This is a genomic window from Bosea sp. 685 (assembly GCF_031884435.1).
In the GTDB taxonomy this organism is placed as follows: domain Bacteria; phylum Pseudomonadota; class Alphaproteobacteria; order Rhizobiales; family Beijerinckiaceae; genus Allobosea.
The window spans coordinates 1182004-1198091 of the sequence record NZ_CP134779.1; the positions used below are offsets into that span (position 1 = coordinate 1182004).

Below are 16088 nucleotides of genomic sequence, written 5' to 3' on the forward strand. Positions count from 1 at the left end.
GATGGATCGCGCCGCCCTCCTGGCTCGTCTCGACGAGAAAGCCGCCCTCGATTTCCTCAGCGCCATGGCGCGCCACAAGAGCTATTCCGAGACCGAAGGCGAGCGCGTGCTCGCCGCCTTCATGGCCGAGAAGATGCGCGAGATCGGCGTCGAGGCCGAATTGCAGCCAGTCGTCGGCGAGCGTGTCAACGCCATCGGGCGCTGGAAGGGCACGGGCGGCGGCAAGAGCCTGCTGTTCAACGGCCATCTCGACACCAACCCGGCGACCGAGGGCTGGACGGTCGATCCCTGGGGCGGGCTCGTCGACAAGGAGTTCATCTACGGCATCGGCGTCTCCAACATGAAGGCGGGGGATGCTGCCTATTTCTGCGCGGTCAAGACGCTGATCGACGCCGGCGTGAGGCTGAAGGGCGATGTCGTCCTGACCTTTGTCGTCGGCGAATTGCAGGGCGGCGTCGGTACGGTCGCGGCGATCCGGAACGGGGTGAAGGCCGACTACTTCATCAATTCCGAGCCGAGCGACCTGCAGGCCATCACCATGCATGCCTGCGCCTTTACCTTCGTGATCGAACTCACCGGCAACACCCGCCATCTCTCCAAGCGCGAACAGGCTGTCGATGCCATCGTCGCGGCCTGCGACCTGATCCCACGCCTCAACGCCATGACCTTCTCCGGCGCGAAATCCGACGAGCACCGCTCGATCAACCGCGTCCATGTCGGCGTGGTTCGCGGTGCGCTCGGCAAGGAATTGCATGAATGGCGCGCGCCGCAGGTCGCGGACTTCACCCGGATCAAGGGTTCGGGGCGCTATGCGCCGGGCCAGACCGAGGCCGGCGCCATCGCCGATATGCGCCGCGAGCTCGATGCGCTGGAGGCGCGCTTCCCCGGCTTGAAAGCGGCGATCCGCACCGAGAAGGAAGAGGGCCACAGGTCGATGCCGGCCTTCGAGGTCGCCAGGGACGCCCGCATCGTCAAGACGATCAACGCCGCCTATCAGGAGGTGCGCGGCGAGGCGCAGCCGACAGGCGCGATTGCGCCTCCCGGGTTCTTCGGCACCGATGCCGGCCATTTCTATGCGGAGCTCGGCATGGAAGGCATCGTCTGCGGTCCGGGCGGGCGCTACAACACCATGCCTGACGAGCGCGTCGAGATCGTCGACTACCTCGCCATGATCCGGATCTACATGCTCTGCATCCTCGATATCTGCGAGATCGCCTGAGCAATGTTCGCGCCCCAGGAGTTCACGCTTCGGGAGTTCGCAAGCCGCGTCGCCAGGGCGCGGGCCGCGATGACTGATGCCGGCGTCGATCTCTTCCTGATCGACCATGCCGAATGCCTGGCCTGGCTGACCGGCTACACCGTCTCGGAGACGATGTATCGCGCGGCTTTCCTGCCACTCACGGGCGAACCCTGGTTCGTCCTGCGCGATCTCGATGCGCAGCCTTGCCGCAACGCCTGCTGGTTTTCCGATATCAGGGGCTTTGCCGATACGGCCGAGCCGCATGCTGTGATGGCCGAGGCGATCCGCGCCCGGGGCCATGCCGCCTCCCGGATCGGGGCCGACCACAACTCCTATGGCTTCACCGCTGCGACACGCGACCGGCTCCAGGCGCTTCTCCCGGAGGCACGTTTCGTCGACATGCCGGGTGCCGGCGACCTGCTGCGCCAGGTCAAGTCCGAGGCCGAGATCGGATTGCTCGCGCAGGCGGCCGGGATCGCCGACAAGGCCATGGCGGCCATCGCGGCCAGGGCGCAGCCAGGGTTGTCTCCGCGTGCGGCGGCCGCGATCGCGGCTGCGAGCTTCCTCGAGAATGGCGCCGATACCGGCGAGACGGGGCCGATCGTGCCCGGTATCGGCGACCACGAATTCCTGCATGGCGTGATGACCGCACAGCCGCTTGATGATGGCGACGTGCTGCATGTCGAATTGATCCCGAAGGTCGCGAATTATGGCGCGAGGCTGATGCGGCCGGTGCTGATCGGCTCGGATCGGCGCGGGCTTGCGCCGCTCGCCGAGCGGCTCGTCGCCTTGCAGGATCGGCAATTCGCGGCGATGCGGCCGGGTGCGCGCGCTGGCGAGGTCGACGCCGTCTTGCGCGAGGCGGTGCTCGCTGAGCGCCTGCGGCCGGCCTACGACAATGTCAGCGGCTATACGCTTGGGCTCTACGCACGGACGCCGCGCCCGAGCGATTTTTCACGCGTCTTCCTGCCCAATGCGACATGGCGATTGGAGGAGGGCATGGTCTTCCACATGTATGTCTCGGCCGGCGGGCTCGGCTTCAGCGAGACCGTCGTTGTTCGCGCGGGCGGCGGGGAACGATTGACCGGGATGGCGAGGGGGTTGCTGCGGGCCGGCGGCCCGCAGCTCTCCTGACCGAGCCTCTCAATCGATCCGCGACAAGGCGGCCTCGATCGTCGCGAAGATCGTCTCGATCTCGCCGGGCGCTATGATCAGCGGCGGCGACAGCACGAGCGTGTCGCCGGCATTGCGGATCAAGACGCCGGCCTCGTAGCAGAGCTTGGCGCAGGCGCCACCGCGCGCGCCCTCGGCGCCGGGGCGTGGCGAGAGATCGATGGCGCAAAGCAGCCCGGCCGTGCGGATGTCCGCGACATGTGGCGCGCCCTTGAGGCGGTGGGCGCGATCCTCCCAGAGCGGCAGCACGCTGCGCAGGCGCCCGAGCAGATCCTGTTCGGCGAAGACATCGAGCGTCGCGAGCCCCGCCGCGCAGGCGAGTGGATGGGCCGAATAGGTATAGCCGTGGAAGAGCTCGACCGCCTCCGGCGGCCCGGCCATGAAGGCCTCATAGACATGGCCGGCGACGAGTACGCCGCCCATCGGCACGGCGCCGTTGGTCATGCCCTTGGCGCAGCTCATCAGATCGGGCTTGACGCCATAGGCCTGTGCCGCGAAGGGCGTGCCCAGCCGGCCGAAGCCGGTGATGACCTCGTCGAAGATCAAGAGGATGCCGTGCTTGTCGCAGATCGCGCGCAGGCGTTCGAGATAGCCCTTCGGCGGCGGGTATACGCCGCCCGAACCGGTGACGGGCTCGACGATGACGGCAGCAACGGTCGTGGGATCATGGATCTGCAATAAGGTCTCCAGCGCCTCGGACGCGCTCACCCCGCCCTCAGGCTGGCCACGCGAAAAGGCCATGGTGGCGCGGTCATAGGGCAGCGGCAGATGGGCGACATCGGCGAGCAACGGACCGAAGGCGGCCTTGTGGCGGCCGATGCCGGCGACAGAGAGACCGCCAATGCCGACACCATGATAGCTCTTGTGGCGTCCGATCAGCTTGGTGCGGCCGGCCTGACCCCTGGCGTGGTGATAGGCACGGGCGATCTTCAGCGCGGTGTCGACGGCCTCCGAGCCCGAATTGACGAAGAAGACATGGTCGATGCCCTCGGGCGCGAACGCGCAGAGCCGCTCCGCATAGGCTTCCGCGGCTGGGTGGCTCATCTTGAAGGAGGAGACGAAATCGAGCCGGCCGGCGGCCTCGCGGATGGCCTCGACGATACGGGGCTGGCCATGGCCGGCATTGACGCACCAGAGCCCGGCCATGCCGTCGAGGATGCGCCGGCCTTCCGGCGTGACGTAATGCATGCCCTGCGCGCTCTCGAACAGCATCGGCTCACTCTGGAAGCCGCGCATCGGCGTGAACGGCATCCAGAAGGCATCGCGCCGGTTGGCGAGGTGAGGCTGGGGCGGGGCGGCATGGGCGGTCATGATCGGTCCTCGGCGAAGCGGGACGCTCATGATGTCTTTATTAAATACAAAAGACAATATCTGTTCGATGGCGCCGTTTCGGGTTCAGAGCCGGATGCGGAAAACCGGTTCCCGTTTTTTCGCATCCGGCTCTCGGTTTTTGTTTTGACGCGTTTTCTTCACGCAAACGCTTCGCGTTTGTCGCGAGGGAACCGGTATCCACTTCGCTTGAAAACGCTCTAGTCAAACCCGTTGGCGCGGCGGAGCTGGCTGGCCCGCTGAAGATGGCTGCGCATCAGGGCCGAGGCGAGTTCGCGGTCGCCGGCCTCGAGACAGTCAAGCATCTGCAAATGTTCGCGGCAGTTCACCACGACGCGCTCGAAGCCGAAGACCCAGTCGTAATTGGACAGGCGGCGCAGCTGGTTCTGTCGCTTGATCGCCGAGTGGATGTAGCGGTTGCCCGAGGCCGCTGCCAATCCCTCGTGGAAATCGGCGTTCATCTCGTAGAAGCCGATGCTGGAGGCTTCGCGCCAGGGGCGCTCGAGCGTCTCGCGATGATGGGCGCGCATTTCGTCGATCCAGCCTTGTTCGAGCGAGAAGCCGGGCTCCAGCAGTGCCATGGGCTCGATCAGCAGGCGGAAGCGGTAGCGCTCGTCATGGGCTGAAGGGTCGCGCAGATCGTGCAGGAAGCGCCAGCCATAGCCGGGCTTGCGTTCGACCATGTCGAGGTCGGCGAGGCGGGCGAGGAGGCGCTGCACCTCTGGCCGGCCGAGGTCGTAGCGCCGCATCACCTCCAGCTCGGAGATGTCGTCGGGAAGTTGCCCGGCCTCGCGGTCGCGAGCGATCCTGACCATGGCGAGCTCGGTCGCGTCGGGATTTCCGCCATTGCCCGCGGTCATTGCCGGCGTGCTCAGCAACTCGACGCCCTTGTTGGGGTGGCGCCGAACGACGCCTTGCCCGGCGAGATAGTCCAGGGCGGCGCGGACCGGCGTGCGCGAGACGTTCAGGCGGCGCGCGGCGCTGTTTTCGTTCAGCCAGGCGCCGGCCTCCAGGCCATCCTCGCGCACCATCTGGAGGATGCGCTCGGCGATGTCCTGCTGCAGCCGGGTGGGGGTGGTCATTGAAAAACTCTTGATTGTCTTAGTTGGCAATGAAATACATTAAGGATTGACGATGCGCCAGCGCGCTACGCGGAGTCCCGACCATGGTTGAACCTTGCCCCTTCGTCGACGTTTCGGGTTCGCCCTATGAGCGCGGCCGCCAGCATGGCGCCGCGGTGCCGCAGCGCGTCAAGCGCTCGATCGAGCTCTATGGCGGCCAGCTTGGGGATCTCGGCTATGACGCCGCCGCGAAATCGGCCCTGATCGCCGAATTCGCCCGCGAGATCGAAGCCTTCGGTGCGCATTACATCGAGGAGATGCGCGGCATCGCCGACGGCGCCAAGGTGCCGCTCGAAGACATCGTCATGATCAATGCCCGCACCGAGGTCATCGCCAAGGCCAAGCTCATCAAAAGCACGCCGATCGCCGAGACCGAAGAGCTCGACGATGGCTGCACCGGCGCGGTGATCCTGCCCGAGCGCAGCGCCAGCGGCGAATTGATCCACGGCCAGAACTGGGACTGGAAGGCCGAATGCGCGGAGACCGCGATCGTGCTGCGGGTGCGCCGCGAGGATGGGCCGGATTTCCTGACCTTCGTCGAGGCCGGCGGCCTTGCCCGCTGCGGCACCAATGCGGCCGGCATCAGCATCACCGCGAACTATCTCGAATCCGAGCGCGATTTCACGCAGGTGGGCGTGCCGCTCGCCCTGATTCGCCGCAAGGTGCTGGAGCAGGAGCATCTCGCCTTCGCGATCAAGGCGGTCGCGACCACGCCCAAGGCCTGCTCGAACAACATGATGCTCTCGACGGTGAAGGGCTTCGCCATCGACTTCGAATGCGCGCCGGATGAGGCCTTCCCGATCTATCCGAGCGAGGGGCTGATCGTGCATGCCAATCACTGGGTTGGGCAGGTCGCGCTGACGAAGCTAAGGGATACCGGGACGCCGCGCGTCCCCGAGAGCTTCTACCGCGACTGGCGCGTGAAGAAGCTGCTCGACGAGGCCGGCGAGAAGCTGACGGTCGCTGATCTCAAGCATGCCTTCTTCGACGATTTCCTCACCCCTCATTCGGTCTGCCGGCCGCCGCGCCTCAACGATGCCGGCAATCTCTCTGCCACCGTCGCGATGGTGATCATGGAGCCGGCCAAGGGGAGCATGGAGGTTGCGCTGCTGCCGGCGCTGAACCGGGTCTTCACGCGCTACAGCCTGACGGACGAGCCGGTCACGCTCGCGCAGGCCGCCGAATAGCGGAAGCCACACGCCGGCCGAACAGCTCGTCATAAAAAGAGGGGAACATGCCGATGCGTCGTTGGAATTCGTGGTTCGCGAGGCCTGCAGCAAGGCCTGCTGGGAGTCTCGCGGCAAGTCTCGCCGCCGGCCTGGTGCTCGGTGTGACGATCGCCGCTTCGGCGCAGGCGAGCAGCCTGCGTGTCCAATTGCCCTTCGACATCCGTTCGATCAATCCCGGCGTCAATCGCGATCACAACACCGACGGCGTCGTGCTCCACATGGTCGAGGGCCTGGTTGCCTATGGCGAGGATGCCTTGCCCAAGCCGCTGCTGGCCGAAAAGATCGAGATTTCAGGCGATGGCAAGACCTATAGCTTCACGCTGCGCCAGGGCGTGAAGTTCCATAACGGCGCCAGCCTGAGCTCGGACGACGTGCTCTGGAGCTGGAACCGCTACATGGACCCGAAGACGGACTGGCGCTGCCTGTCCGAATTCGACGGCCGCGGCACGGTGAAGGTCGAAAGCGTGACGGCGCCTGACGCCCGCACCGTCGTGTTCACGCTGGACAAGCCGAGCGCGCTGTTCCTGACCTCATTGGCGCGCACCGACTGCGCCATGACCGGCATCCTGCACAAGGATTCCGTCAAGGCCGATGGCAGCTTCGACAAGCCGGTCGGCACCGGGCCGTTCAAGCTCGGCGAGTGGAAGCGCGGCGAATACATCAAGCTGGAGCGCTTCGCCGACTACGCGTCCCTGCCGGGCAAGATCGATGGTTTGACCGGGGCGAAGCGACCGCTCGTCGACGAGCTTCGCTTCGTCATCATTCCCGACAGCGCCACCGCCAAGGCGGCGCTGGAGCGCGGCGATGTCGATGTCGTCCCCGACGTCGCCAATGCCGATGTCGCCGAACTCAAGAAGGGTGGCAAGGTTTCGCTGTCCGTCGTCTCCAGCATGGGCCTTGTCGGTTTGATCATCCAGACGCGCGACCCGGTGATGGGTAACGTCAAGCTGCGCCAGGCCATTGCGGCGGCAATCGACACCGACGAGCTCGTCGGTGCTGTGACGGACGGCATCGGCAAGCCCAATCAGTCGATCGTTCCGGCGCTTTCGGCCTATCACGGCCCGGTCGAGCAGCAGGGCGTGAAATACGATCCCGCAGCGGCGAAGACGTTGCTCGCAGAGGCCGGCTACAAGGGCGAGAAGATCGTCATGCTGGCCAACAAGCGCTACACGAACAGCTTCGACGCCGCCGTCATCGCCCAGCAGATGCTGAAGACGGCCGGGATCAATGTCGAGATCGAAGTGCTGGAATGGGCGACGCAGCTCGACCGCTACAACAAGGGCAATTACCAGATCCAGGCCTTCCCCTATTCGGGGCGGCTCGACCCGTCGCTCTCCTTCGAATCGATCACCGGCCCGAAGGACAAGCAGCCACGCAAGCTCTGGGACGATCCGCAGGTGCAGGCCCTGCTCGACAAGTCGATGGTCGTTGCGGGGAAGGCCGAGCGCCAGGCGATCTTCGACGAGCTGCACAAGCGCTTTATCGCCGATGTGCCGATGGTGATGCTCTATAACGGCATCGTCAGCGGCGCCTTCTCGAAGCGGGTCAAGGGCTACACCTCGTCTTTGACTTCGCTGCCCCGGCTCTGGGAGGTCTCGGTCGATGGCTGAGCGTGCGCCTGGGCCTCGATCATGTCCTTGACGATATGATGGGCGATCAGCCCGGCGAGGCGCGTCGCGTCGCCCGCACGCAGCGCCTCGACCATGGCGTGGTGGTCGCGGTCGCTGTTGAGCAGCGCCTGATGCGAACTCCAGACGGTGACGGAGGAGCCGCGCGAGCGGTCCCTCAGCCCCCAGATCGTCTCTTCGAGCACGGGGTTGCCGCAGACCGCGTACATCAGATGGTGGAAGGCGCCGTTGATTTCGCTCTGCTTGATGCGCGTGCCGCTCAGGACCGCCTGGCTGAAGCGCTCGGCGAGTTCGCTCAAGCGCGCGATCGTCGCGGCATCGATGCCGGCGACGATGCCGGGCGCGGCGGCAGTCTCCAGGATGATGCGGGTGTCCCGGATCGCGCGCTGGGTCTTCAGGTCGATCTCGGCGACACGGTAGCCGCGATTGGGAACATGCTCGATGGTCTTGCGGACGGCAAGTTCATCAAGCGCGCTGCGCACGTCGAAACGCGTCGCCTTGAAGGCCTCTTCGAGGTCGATCTGGCGCAGCCATTCGCCTGGCCGGTAGGCGCGCATATGGATCGCTTGCGCGATCTCGCTGGCCAGCGCGCGCTTCTCTTTTTGGCGGGTCGGACGAGTCGTCATCGGGTGTCTTTAGCAGATTCCAGATTTGTCGCATCGGGGCGTTGCGAGCCCTACAATAACATGCAACATAATTGGCGCCAATTATTACGCCAATCGAAAGGCGCATCATGACCGCTCCTGCAACCGCCTCCTCCCAGCCGGAAGATGCCGCCGCGATCGCCCGCGCGCTCTACGATCTCGGCCCCACGGCGGTGATCGCCTGCAAGGCCGATCCACGCTTCAGCTATTGCCTCTATGTGCCCAAGACGCTGGGGCAGGGCGGTGAGCAGCCGGAACTCGTCGTGGCCATGCACGGCACCGGGCGCGGCTTCACCGGCTATCGCGACGCCTTCGAGGAATTCGCGCGCTGGAACAACTGCGTCGTGCTGGCGCCGCTGTTTCCGATCGGCGTGCTCGGCGACGATAATCGCGACGGCTTCAAATATATGCGCGAGGGCGAGATCCGTTATGATCATGTCCTGCTCGCCATGGTCGACGAGGTGGCGCAGCGCTACGGCCTGAGCATCGATCGCTTCGCCCTGTTCGGCTATTCCGGCGGCGGCCATTTCGCCCATCGCTTCCTGATGCTGCAGCCGCAAAAGCTCTGGGCCTGCTCGATCGGTGCGCCGGGCTCTGTGACCCTGCTCGATCCGACGCGCGACTGGTGGGTCGGCACCCGCAACATGGCGCAACTCTTCGGAGTGGCACCCGATATCGAGGCGATGCGCCAGGTTCCGGTGCAGATGATCGTCGGCGCGGCCGATCTCGAGACCTGGGAGATCACCCACAAGCAAGGCGGCCGCAACTGGATGCCGGACGCCAACCATGCCGGCGCGACGCGTCCCGAGCGGCTGGCAAGCCTGCAGACATCCTTTGAGGCCGCGGGCGTGTCGGTGCGCTTCGATCTCGTGCCCAACATGGCCCACGACGGCCTGAGGGCCGTGCCGCGCGTGCAGGATTTCTTCGCCGATGTGCTCGCCCGCCGACGTGGCGGCGGCGCCAAGGCCGCTTGAGCGCCACCTAAAACAATAAGGGGAACAGTTATGAACCGTGTGCTCGCTTCCGCCTTCATGCTCGCGGCAATGGCTGGCCCCGCTGCCGCGCAGTCACTCACTGTTTCGGTCGCGGCTGATGTCCGCAGCATCAATCCCGGCGTCAACCGGGACGACAACACCGACGATTTCGTGCTGCAAATGGTCGAGGGCCTCGCCGGCTATGACGAGGGCGGCACGCCCGGCCCGCTGCTCGCCGAGAAGATCGACGTCTCCCCGGACGGCAAGACCTACACCTTTACCCTGCGCAAGGGCGTGAAGTTCCACAACGGCGCGCCGCTGACCTCGGCGGACGTCTTGTGGAGCTGGAATCGCTACATGGATCCGAAGACGGACTGGCGCTGCCTGACCGAATTCGACGGCCGCAACGGGCTCAAGGTCGAGGCGGTGGAAGCCCCCGACGCCAATACCGTGACGATGAAGCTGAATGCGCCCAATGCGCTCTTCCTCGACGCGCTGGCCCGCACCGACTGCGCCATGGCCGCCGTGATCCACAAGGACTCGGTCAAGCCCGACGGCTCCTTCGACAAGCCGATCGGCACCGGCCCGTTCAAGATGGGCGAGTGGAAGCGCAACGAATTCTACACGATGAGCGCCTTCGCGGACTACGTCTCGCCGAAGGGCGACGGCAAGATCGACGGTTATCTCGGCTCCAAGCGCCCATTGGTGAAGGATGTGAAATTCCTGATCGTGCGCGACCCCGCGACGGTCAAGGCCGGCCTGCTTTCAGGCGCCATCGACATGGGCGGCATCCTCAACAGCGATGTCGATGAATTGCGCAAGGCGCCGAGCCTGAACGTCCAGGTCGGGACCAATGCCGTGCGCCATGGCCTGCTGATCCAGACGCGCGACCCGCTGCTCAAGAACGTCAAGCTGCGCCAGGCCATCGCCGCCGCGATCGACTATGACGAGCTGGTTTCCGCGGCCTCGGCCGATCTCGCCAAGCCGAACAACTCGCCGCTTTATCCAGGCTCGTCCTATTTCGGCGATGTCGAGAAGCAGGGCTTCAAATACGACCCGGCGCAGGCAAAGAAGCTGCTTCAGGAATCCGGCTACAAGGGCGAGACCATCACCATCCTCGCCAATAAGCGCCCGACCGCGGTGAGCTTCCCGCAAGCAGTCGTCGCGCAGTCGATGCTGCAGGCCATCGGCATCAAGGCGGAGATCGAGGTGCTGGAATGGGCGACCCAGCTCGATCGCTACAACAAGGGCAACTACCAGATGCAGGCCTTCTCGTTTTCGTCGCGCTTCGATCCGGCGCTCGGATTCGAGCAGTTCTCCGGCAATAAAGACAAGCAGCCCCGCAAGATCTGGGAGGAGCCGCAGGCGCTGGCCCTGATCGACAAGGCGATGGTGGTTGCCGACAAGGCCGAGCGTCAGAAACTCTTCGACGAATTGCACAAGCGCTACATCGCCGAGGTGCCGATGATCTTCACCTTCAACGGTGTCGAGCCTTATGCCCTGTCCAAGCGCGTCAAGGGCTTCGAGGCCTGGCAGTCCAAGCAGCGCATGTGGGAAGTCACGCTCGCCAACTGAGCCATCCCCGACAGTCCTGAAGCGGGGAGAGCCCGATGCTGCGTTTTGCACTGACCCGGATCGTGATGGCGATCCCGACCCTGCTGATCGTGGCAGTGTCGGTTTTCGTCCTGATCCGCCTGATACCCGGCGATCCGGCCTCGTTGATGCTGGGCGATCTCGCGACGCCCGCTTCGATCGCCGATCTGCGGGCCCGGCTCGGGCTCGACCAGAGCCTGCCCACGCAGTTCGGCATCTGGTTTAGCCATCTGCTGAAGGGCGATCTCGGCATCTCGATCAACAGCCAGGAGCCGATCCTGCCGCTGATCCTGTCGCGCTTCTGGGTCAGCGCCCAGATCGTGCTGGTCGCGGTGTTCTTCGCCAGCCTCGTCGCAGTGCCGGCCGGTGTCATCGCCGCCTGGCGGCAGGATTCGACGCTCGATCTCGGCCTCGTCGGCGCTGCCACGCTGCTGCTCTCGATCCCGACCTTCTGGCTCGGCCTGCTGCTGCTGCTGTTCTTCGGCCTCAAGCTCGAATGGCTGCCGGTGGTGGGGTATGTCTCGATCGGCGACGATCCCTGGCGCGGCATCATCTATCTGATCATGCCGATCCTGACGCTGTTCCTGCATGAGATCGGCGTGATCCTGCGCATGGCGCGGGCCTCGACGCTCGAGGTTTTGCGGCTCGACTACATCACCCATGCCCGCGCCAAGGGGCTCTCGGAAGGCGCGGTGCTCTGGCGCCACGCCTTCAAGAACGCGTTTGGGCCGACCTGGACGCTGATCGGCCTCGTGCTCGGCAATCTGCTCGGCGGCATCGCGGTCGTCGAAACCGTCTTCACCATCCCCGGACTGGGCCGGCTCCTGGTCGATTCGATCTTCGCCCGCGACTACCCCGTCATCCAGGGCTGCATGCTCTTCGTCGCCTTCTGTTACGTGCTGGTGAATCTCGTGATCGATCTCTGCTATCCGATCTTCGACCCGAGGGTGACGGCGCAATGAAGCTCCCTGCATTCAATGCGCTGATCGGGGGCGGCCTTATCGGCGGCCTCCTCATTGCCGCCGGCACCGGCGCGCTCTGGACGCCCTATGATCCGCTCAAGCTCTCCTTTCGCGAGAAGCTCGCCGCGCCAAGCGCGGCCCATTGGCTCGGCACCGATGAATTCGGCCGCGATGTGCTCTCGCGCCTGATGGCGGGCGCTGCCACGAGCGTCTGGATCAGCCTGCTGACGGTGGCGCTCGCCGTGATCTTCGGCACGCTGATCGGCCTGTTCTCGGGCTATGTCCGTGGCTGGGTCGACCGGGTCATCATGGCCTTCAACGATGCGTTGCTGGCCTTCCCCGGCATCCTGCTGGCGCTCGGCCTGCTGGCGGTCGTCGGCGCCAATAAATACGGCATCATCGTCGCGCTCGGCATCGCCTATACGCCGTCGGTCGCGCGTATCGTGCGCGGCACGGTGCTGTCGTTGCGCGAGAAGGAGTTCATCGCCGCCTCGCGCGTGATGGGCAATTCGGAAGGCTACACCATGGCCCGCCACATCCTGCCCAACTGCGTCGCGCCCCTGACCGTGCTGGCGACCTCGATGTTCGGCTATGTGCTGCTGGCCGAGAGCTCGCTCTCCTTCCTGGGGCTGGGCGTACCGCCGCCGGCCCCGACCTGGGGCAACATGCTTGCCGGTGCGCGGCCCTATATTGGCCAGGCGATGTGGCTCGGCATCTTTCCCGGCCTGTGCATCTCGCTGACGCTGCTCGGCATCAACCTGCTCGGCGACGCGGTGCGCGACCGGCTCGATCCGCGGATGAGGGGCATGCGATGAGCACTGGCAATCCCGCGCCCGCCAGCAAGCCCTTGCTCGCGGTATCCAATCTCACGCTCAGGATTGGTGCGTCCGGCAAGACCGTCGTCAACGATGTCGGCTTCTCGGTCTCGCCGGGCGAGATCGTCGGCATCGTCGGGGAATCCGGTTCAGGCAAGACGCTGGCGGCCCGCGCCATCATGGGCTTCGTCCCGCCGGCGGTGAAACTCGTTTCCGGTTCGATCCTGTTCGACGGCGACGAGATCACGACGATGGCGCCCAAACGCCTGCGCGCCGTGCGCGGTTCCAAGGTCGGCATGGTCTTCCAGGAACCGATGACCTCGCTCAACCCGTCGATGATGATCGGTCGGCAGCTGGAGGAGGGGCTTGCGCTCCATCGCGATCTCAATGCTGCCGGCCGGCGGGCGCTGATCCTTGACATGCTCCGGCGCGTTGGCCTCTCCGATCCCGAAGGCGCGCTTCACGCCTTCCCCCACCAGTTCTCCGGCGGCATGCGCCAGCGCATCATGCTGGCCTCGGTGATGCTGCTGAAGCCCGCCTTGCTGCTTGCCGACGAGCCGACGACGGCGCTCGACGCGGTCGTCCAGCGTGACGTCATGGAGCTGATGGTCGACCTGACCAAGGAGAACGGCACCGCTGTCCTGCTGATCTCGCATGATCTCGGCATGGTCGCGCGCTATTGCAGCCGCATCGTCGTGATGAGCCAGGGCGACGTCGTCGAGCAGGGCGCGGCCGACGACATCCTGGCGCGGCCGCAGCACCCCTATACCCGCAAGCTGCTCGCCGCGATGCCGCTGCGGGGTTTGGCCCGCGAGCTCCCGCAGGCGAAGACGCCGATCGTCGCGGTCCGCGACCTCGTCGTCGACTATCCCGGCCGGCAGCGCTTCTTCCGCAAATCGGCGCCCAAGCGCGCGCTGCACGGCATCTCGCTCGCGGTGCAGCCGGGCGAGGTCGTCGCTGTCGTCGGCGGCTCTGGCTCGGGCAAGACCACGCTCGGCCAGTCGATCGCTGGCCTGGTCAAATCGAGCGGCGGCGAGATCCTGTTCAACGGCAAGCCGATCTTCAAGAGCGAGGCCGCTTATTGGGATTACCGGCTGAACTGCCAGATGGTGTTCCAGGATCCCTACTCCTCGCTCGATCCGCGCATGTCGATCGGCGAGCTCGTCACCGAGCCGCTGCGATCGGTGCCGGGTATGAGAGCCGCCGAGAAGAAGGCTCGCGTCGCCGAGGTGCTGGCCGAGGTCGGCCTCGGCAACGGTTTTGCCGAACGCTTTCCGCATGAGCTCTCCGGCGGTCAGCGCCAGCGCGTCGCGATCGCGCGCGCCGTGGTGCGCCGGCCGAGCTTCGTCATCGCCGACGAGCCGGTCTCGGCGCTCGACGTTACCGTGCGCGCCCAGGTGCTCGAACTCTTCGCGGAATTGCAGCGCAAGCACGGCTTCTCCTGCCTGTTCATCAGCCATGATCTCGGCGTGGTCGAGCAGGTCGCGGACCGTGTCGTGGTCATGCAGGAGGGCCGCATCGTCGAGGAGGGCTCGCGCGACCAGATCTTCGACGATCCGCAGCACGCCTATACCCGCAAGCTGCTCTCGGCCGTGCCGGGGCTGGAAAGCAGCGGGGATGGCGGGGTGAGGCTGTTCTGGCGCTTGAGCGAGCCGGCGTGACGGCAATGGTTCAGGTGCTGGAGCAAATGAGGACCTCGCCGTGAAGAACGGAATGATCGTCTGCCCGCAACCCGAGGCCGCCGAGGCGGGCGCGGCGGTGCTGGAGCGCGGCGGCAATGCGGTCGATGCCGCCATCGCCTGCGCCTTCATGCAGGGCGTGGTCGATCCGCTGATGAGCGGGATCGGCGGCTTCGGCTCGATGCAGCTCTACATGCCTGGCCGCGGCGTTCACCAGATCGTCGAGTTCTACGCAAAAGCCTCGCTCTCGGCGACGCCCGACATGTGGGTCGACAAATTGCTCGGCCAGTCGCGCGACGGCTTCGCCTTCCTGCTCGAGGGCGGCATCAGCGAGTTCGGCCATCTCGCCGTCTGCACGCCCGGCAGCGTCAAGGGCTATGACTACGCGCTCTCGCGCTTCGGCAGGATGGACTGGGCCGATGTGATCGCGCCTGCGATCGCGCAGGCGCGGAGCGGCGTGCTGGTGCGCCCGCATATGCACTGGTTCTGGTCGCAGGATCAGAAGGGCTCGGGCCAGGTCAACACCGCCGATAAGCTGCGCTACAGCGAAACCGGCAAGAGCCTGTATTTCCGACCCGATGGCAGCCTGAAGCGCGTCGGCGACCTGCTTGCCAATCCCGACATGGCGAACACGCTCGAACGTCTCGCCAAGGGCGGGCCGGAGCTGTTCTACAAGGGCGAGCTTGCCGAAGAGATCGCCGCCGACTTCGCAGCACATGGCGGCCTGATCTCGCGCGAGGATCTGGCGGCCTATGAGCTTTCGGTCGCCGAGCCGGTCTGGGGCTCCTATCGCGGTCACCGCATCTCGACCAGCCCGCCGCCGGCCAGCGGCATGCTGATGCTGCAGATTCTCAACATGCTGGAGAATTTCGAGATCGGCGCGCTGAGCCATGGCGGCACGGAGCATGTCCGGCTGCTGGCCGAGGCGATGAAGCGCATGACCATCGACAAGGACCAGCATATGGGCGATCCGGCTTATGTCGACGTACCGGTCGAGCGATTGATCTCGAAGGAGCATGCCGCCGGCCAGGCCGAGAGCATCCGCCGCGGCGAGCGGGCCGATGTGACGCGGCTGGAGCGCTCCTCCTCGCGCGAGACCACGCATATCTCGGTGGTCGACAGCCAGGGCAACGCAGTCGCGCTGACGCATACGCTGGGCAGCCCGTCTGGCGCGATCACGCCGGGGCTGGGCTTCATGTATAACGGCACGATGAGCCGCTTCGATCCGCGCCCCGGCCGCGCGGGATCGATCGCACCGGGCAAGCGCCGCTCCTCATCGGCCGCGCCGACCATCGTGTTCAAGGACGACAAGCCCTTCATCGTCATGGGTGCGCCGGGCGGCAGCTATATCGCGCCGGCGATGGCGCAAGGCATCATGAACGTCGTCGATTTCGGCATGTCGATGCTGGAGGCGGTTGCCGCGCCGCGTATCGTCGCTGTCTCGAACTCAATCGATATCTCGAACCGCATCCGCCGCAGCGTCAGCGCTGAATTGAGCGCGATGGGCTACGACATCAAGCGCTCGGCCCAGAGCTATCCTTTCGCGGCCCTGCACGGCATCAGGATCGATGACGGACGCTGCTCAGGCGGAGCCGACCCACAGCGCGATGGCATGGCGATCTCGGTGCCGGCGGCTTGATCTGCGGCGCGCAGGCTGTCGCGATCGATTGGGAGCACGGCAGGCTGCTGGGTGCCTCCAAC

13 protein-coding genes are annotated in these 16088 nt (G+C 65.6%); 10 read left to right on the plus strand and 3 right to left on the minus strand.

Features of this window, described 5'->3' with window-relative positions:
- Window position 1: 1 nt before the first annotated feature.
- Together RMR04_RS06680 and RMR04_RS06685 are read left to right on the plus strand one after the other, a co-directional pair.
- The gene (locus RMR04_RS06680) at window positions 2-1219 is read left to right on the plus strand and encodes a M20 family metallopeptidase (protein WP_311913683.1); all 1218 of its coding nucleotides are present in this window, start codon (window positions 2-4) and stop codon (window positions 1217-1219) included.
- Between the two features lie 3 nt (window positions 1220-1222).
- Window positions 1223-2374, plus strand: a complete 1152-nt coding sequence (locus tag RMR04_RS06685) for a M24 family metallopeptidase (protein ID WP_311913684.1) — start codon at window positions 1223-1225, stop codon at window positions 2372-2374.
- 9 nt (window positions 2375-2383) lie between these two features.
- Here the strand turns inward: RMR04_RS06685 and RMR04_RS06690 are convergent, their stop codons facing one another.
- Together RMR04_RS06690 and RMR04_RS06695 are read right to left on the minus strand one after the other, a co-directional pair.
- Complete coding sequence (locus tag RMR04_RS06690) at window positions 2384-3724, minus strand: omega-aminotransferase AptA (protein ID WP_311913685.1); 1341 nt, start codon at window positions 3722-3724, stop codon at window positions 2384-2386.
- 218 nt (window positions 3725-3942) lie between these two features.
- A complete protein-coding gene (locus RMR04_RS06695) occupies window positions 3943-4824 on the minus strand; it encodes a GntR family transcriptional regulator (protein ID WP_311913686.1) in 882 nt (293 codons plus the stop codon).
- 83 nt (window positions 4825-4907) lie between these two features.
- Here RMR04_RS06695 and RMR04_RS06700 point away from each other — a divergent pair, with 83 nt between their 5' ends.
- Both RMR04_RS06700 and RMR04_RS06705 read left to right on the plus strand, forming a co-directional pair.
- Entirely contained in the window at window positions 4908-6050 is a 1143-nt protein-coding gene (locus tag RMR04_RS06700) for a C45 family autoproteolytic acyltransferase/hydolase (RefSeq protein WP_311913687.1), read from the plus strand.
- 47 nt (window positions 6051-6097) lie between these two features.
- Window positions 6098-7702, plus strand: a complete 1605-nt coding sequence (locus tag RMR04_RS06705) for an ABC transporter substrate-binding protein (RefSeq protein ID WP_311913688.1) — start codon at window positions 6098-6100, stop codon at window positions 7700-7702.
- Here RMR04_RS06705 and RMR04_RS06710 read toward each other — a convergent pair.
- Complete coding sequence (locus RMR04_RS06710) at window positions 7645-8346, minus strand: GntR family transcriptional regulator (RefSeq protein ID WP_311913689.1); 702 nt, start codon at window positions 8344-8346, stop codon at window positions 7645-7647. The genes RMR04_RS06705 and RMR04_RS06710 overlap by 58 nt on opposite strands.
- A 107-nt stretch (window positions 8347-8453) precedes the next feature.
- On the opposite strand from RMR04_RS06710, the gene RMR04_RS06715 reads away from it, so the two are divergent.
- From RMR04_RS06715 to ggt, 6 genes are read left to right on the plus strand one after another with little or no spacing between them, the layout of a single operon-like run.
- Entirely contained in the window at window positions 8454-9338 is an 885-nt protein-coding gene (locus tag RMR04_RS06715) for an alpha/beta hydrolase family protein (RefSeq protein WP_311913690.1), read from the plus strand.
- A gap of 30 nt (window positions 9339-9368) precedes the next feature.
- Entirely contained in the window at window positions 9369-10913 is a 1545-nt protein-coding gene (locus tag RMR04_RS06720; RefSeq protein WP_311913691.1) for an ABC transporter substrate-binding protein, read from the plus strand.
- Between the two features lie 35 nt (window positions 10914-10948).
- Entirely contained in the window at window positions 10949-11893 is a 945-nt protein-coding gene (locus tag RMR04_RS06725; protein ID WP_311913692.1) for an ABC transporter permease, read from the plus strand.
- Window positions 11890-12708: an ABC transporter permease gene (locus RMR04_RS06730; protein WP_311913693.1), complete on the plus strand. Its 819-nt coding sequence runs from the start codon at window positions 11890-11892 to the stop codon at window positions 12706-12708. Before RMR04_RS06725 ends, RMR04_RS06730 begins: the two co-directional genes overlap by 4 nt.
- Window positions 12705-14369 (plus strand): ABC transporter ATP-binding protein, encoded by a 1665-nt coding sequence (locus RMR04_RS06735; RefSeq protein ID WP_311913694.1) that lies wholly within the window; start codon window positions 12705-12707, stop codon window positions 14367-14369. The genes RMR04_RS06730 and RMR04_RS06735 overlap by 4 nt, the downstream gene beginning before the upstream one ends.
- A gap of 40 nt (window positions 14370-14409) precedes the next feature.
- Window positions 14410-16026, plus strand: a complete 1617-nt coding sequence (gene ggt, locus RMR04_RS06740) for a gamma-glutamyltransferase (protein ID WP_311913695.1) — start codon at window positions 14410-14412, stop codon at window positions 16024-16026.
- The last annotated feature ends 62 nt before the right edge of the window (window positions 16027-16088 follow it).

What these genes read in the sequence shown, in the direction of transcription:
- RMR04_RS06725 (WP_311913692.1), top strand. Translation starts at nt 10,949, where the DNA reads ATGCTGCGTTTTGCACTGACCCGGATCGTGATGGCGATCCCGACCCTG.
- RMR04_RS06685 (WP_311913684.1), top strand. Translation starts at nt 1,223, where the DNA reads ATGTTCGCGCCCCAGGAGTTCACGCTTCGGGAGTTCGCAAGCCGCGTC.
- RMR04_RS06730 (WP_311913693.1), top strand. Translation starts at nt 11,890, where the DNA reads ATGAAGCTCCCTGCATTCAATGCGCTGATCGGGGGCGGCCTTATCGGC.
- RMR04_RS06720 (WP_311913691.1), top strand. Translation starts at nt 9,369, where the DNA reads ATGAACCGTGTGCTCGCTTCCGCCTTCATGCTCGCGGCAATGGCTGGC.
- RMR04_RS06715 (WP_311913690.1), top strand. Translation starts at nt 8,454, where the DNA reads ATGACCGCTCCTGCAACCGCCTCCTCCCAGCCGGAAGATGCCGCCGCG.
- RMR04_RS06735 (WP_311913694.1), top strand. Translation starts at nt 12,705, where the DNA reads ATGAGCACTGGCAATCCCGCGCCCGCCAGCAAGCCCTTGCTCGCGGTA.
- RMR04_RS06710 (WP_311913689.1), bottom strand. Translation starts at nt 8,346, where the DNA reads ATGACGACTCGTCCGACCCGCCAAAAAGAGAAGCGCGCGCTGGCCAGC.
- RMR04_RS06695 (WP_311913686.1), bottom strand. Translation starts at nt 4,824, where the DNA reads ATGACCACCCCCACCCGGCTGCAGCAGGACATCGCCGAGCGCATCCTC.
- RMR04_RS06680 (WP_311913683.1), top strand. Translation starts at nt 2, where the DNA reads ATGGATCGCGCCGCCCTCCTGGCTCGTCTCGACGAGAAAGCCGCCCTC.
- RMR04_RS06690 (WP_311913685.1), bottom strand. Translation starts at nt 3,724, where the DNA reads ATGACCGCCCATGCCGCCCCGCCCCAGCCTCACCTCGCCAACCGGCGC.
- RMR04_RS06700 (WP_311913687.1), top strand. Translation starts at nt 4,908, where the DNA reads ATGGTTGAACCTTGCCCCTTCGTCGACGTTTCGGGTTCGCCCTATGAG.
- RMR04_RS06705 (WP_311913688.1), top strand. Translation starts at nt 6,098, where the DNA reads ATGCCGATGCGTCGTTGGAATTCGTGGTTCGCGAGGCCTGCAGCAAGG.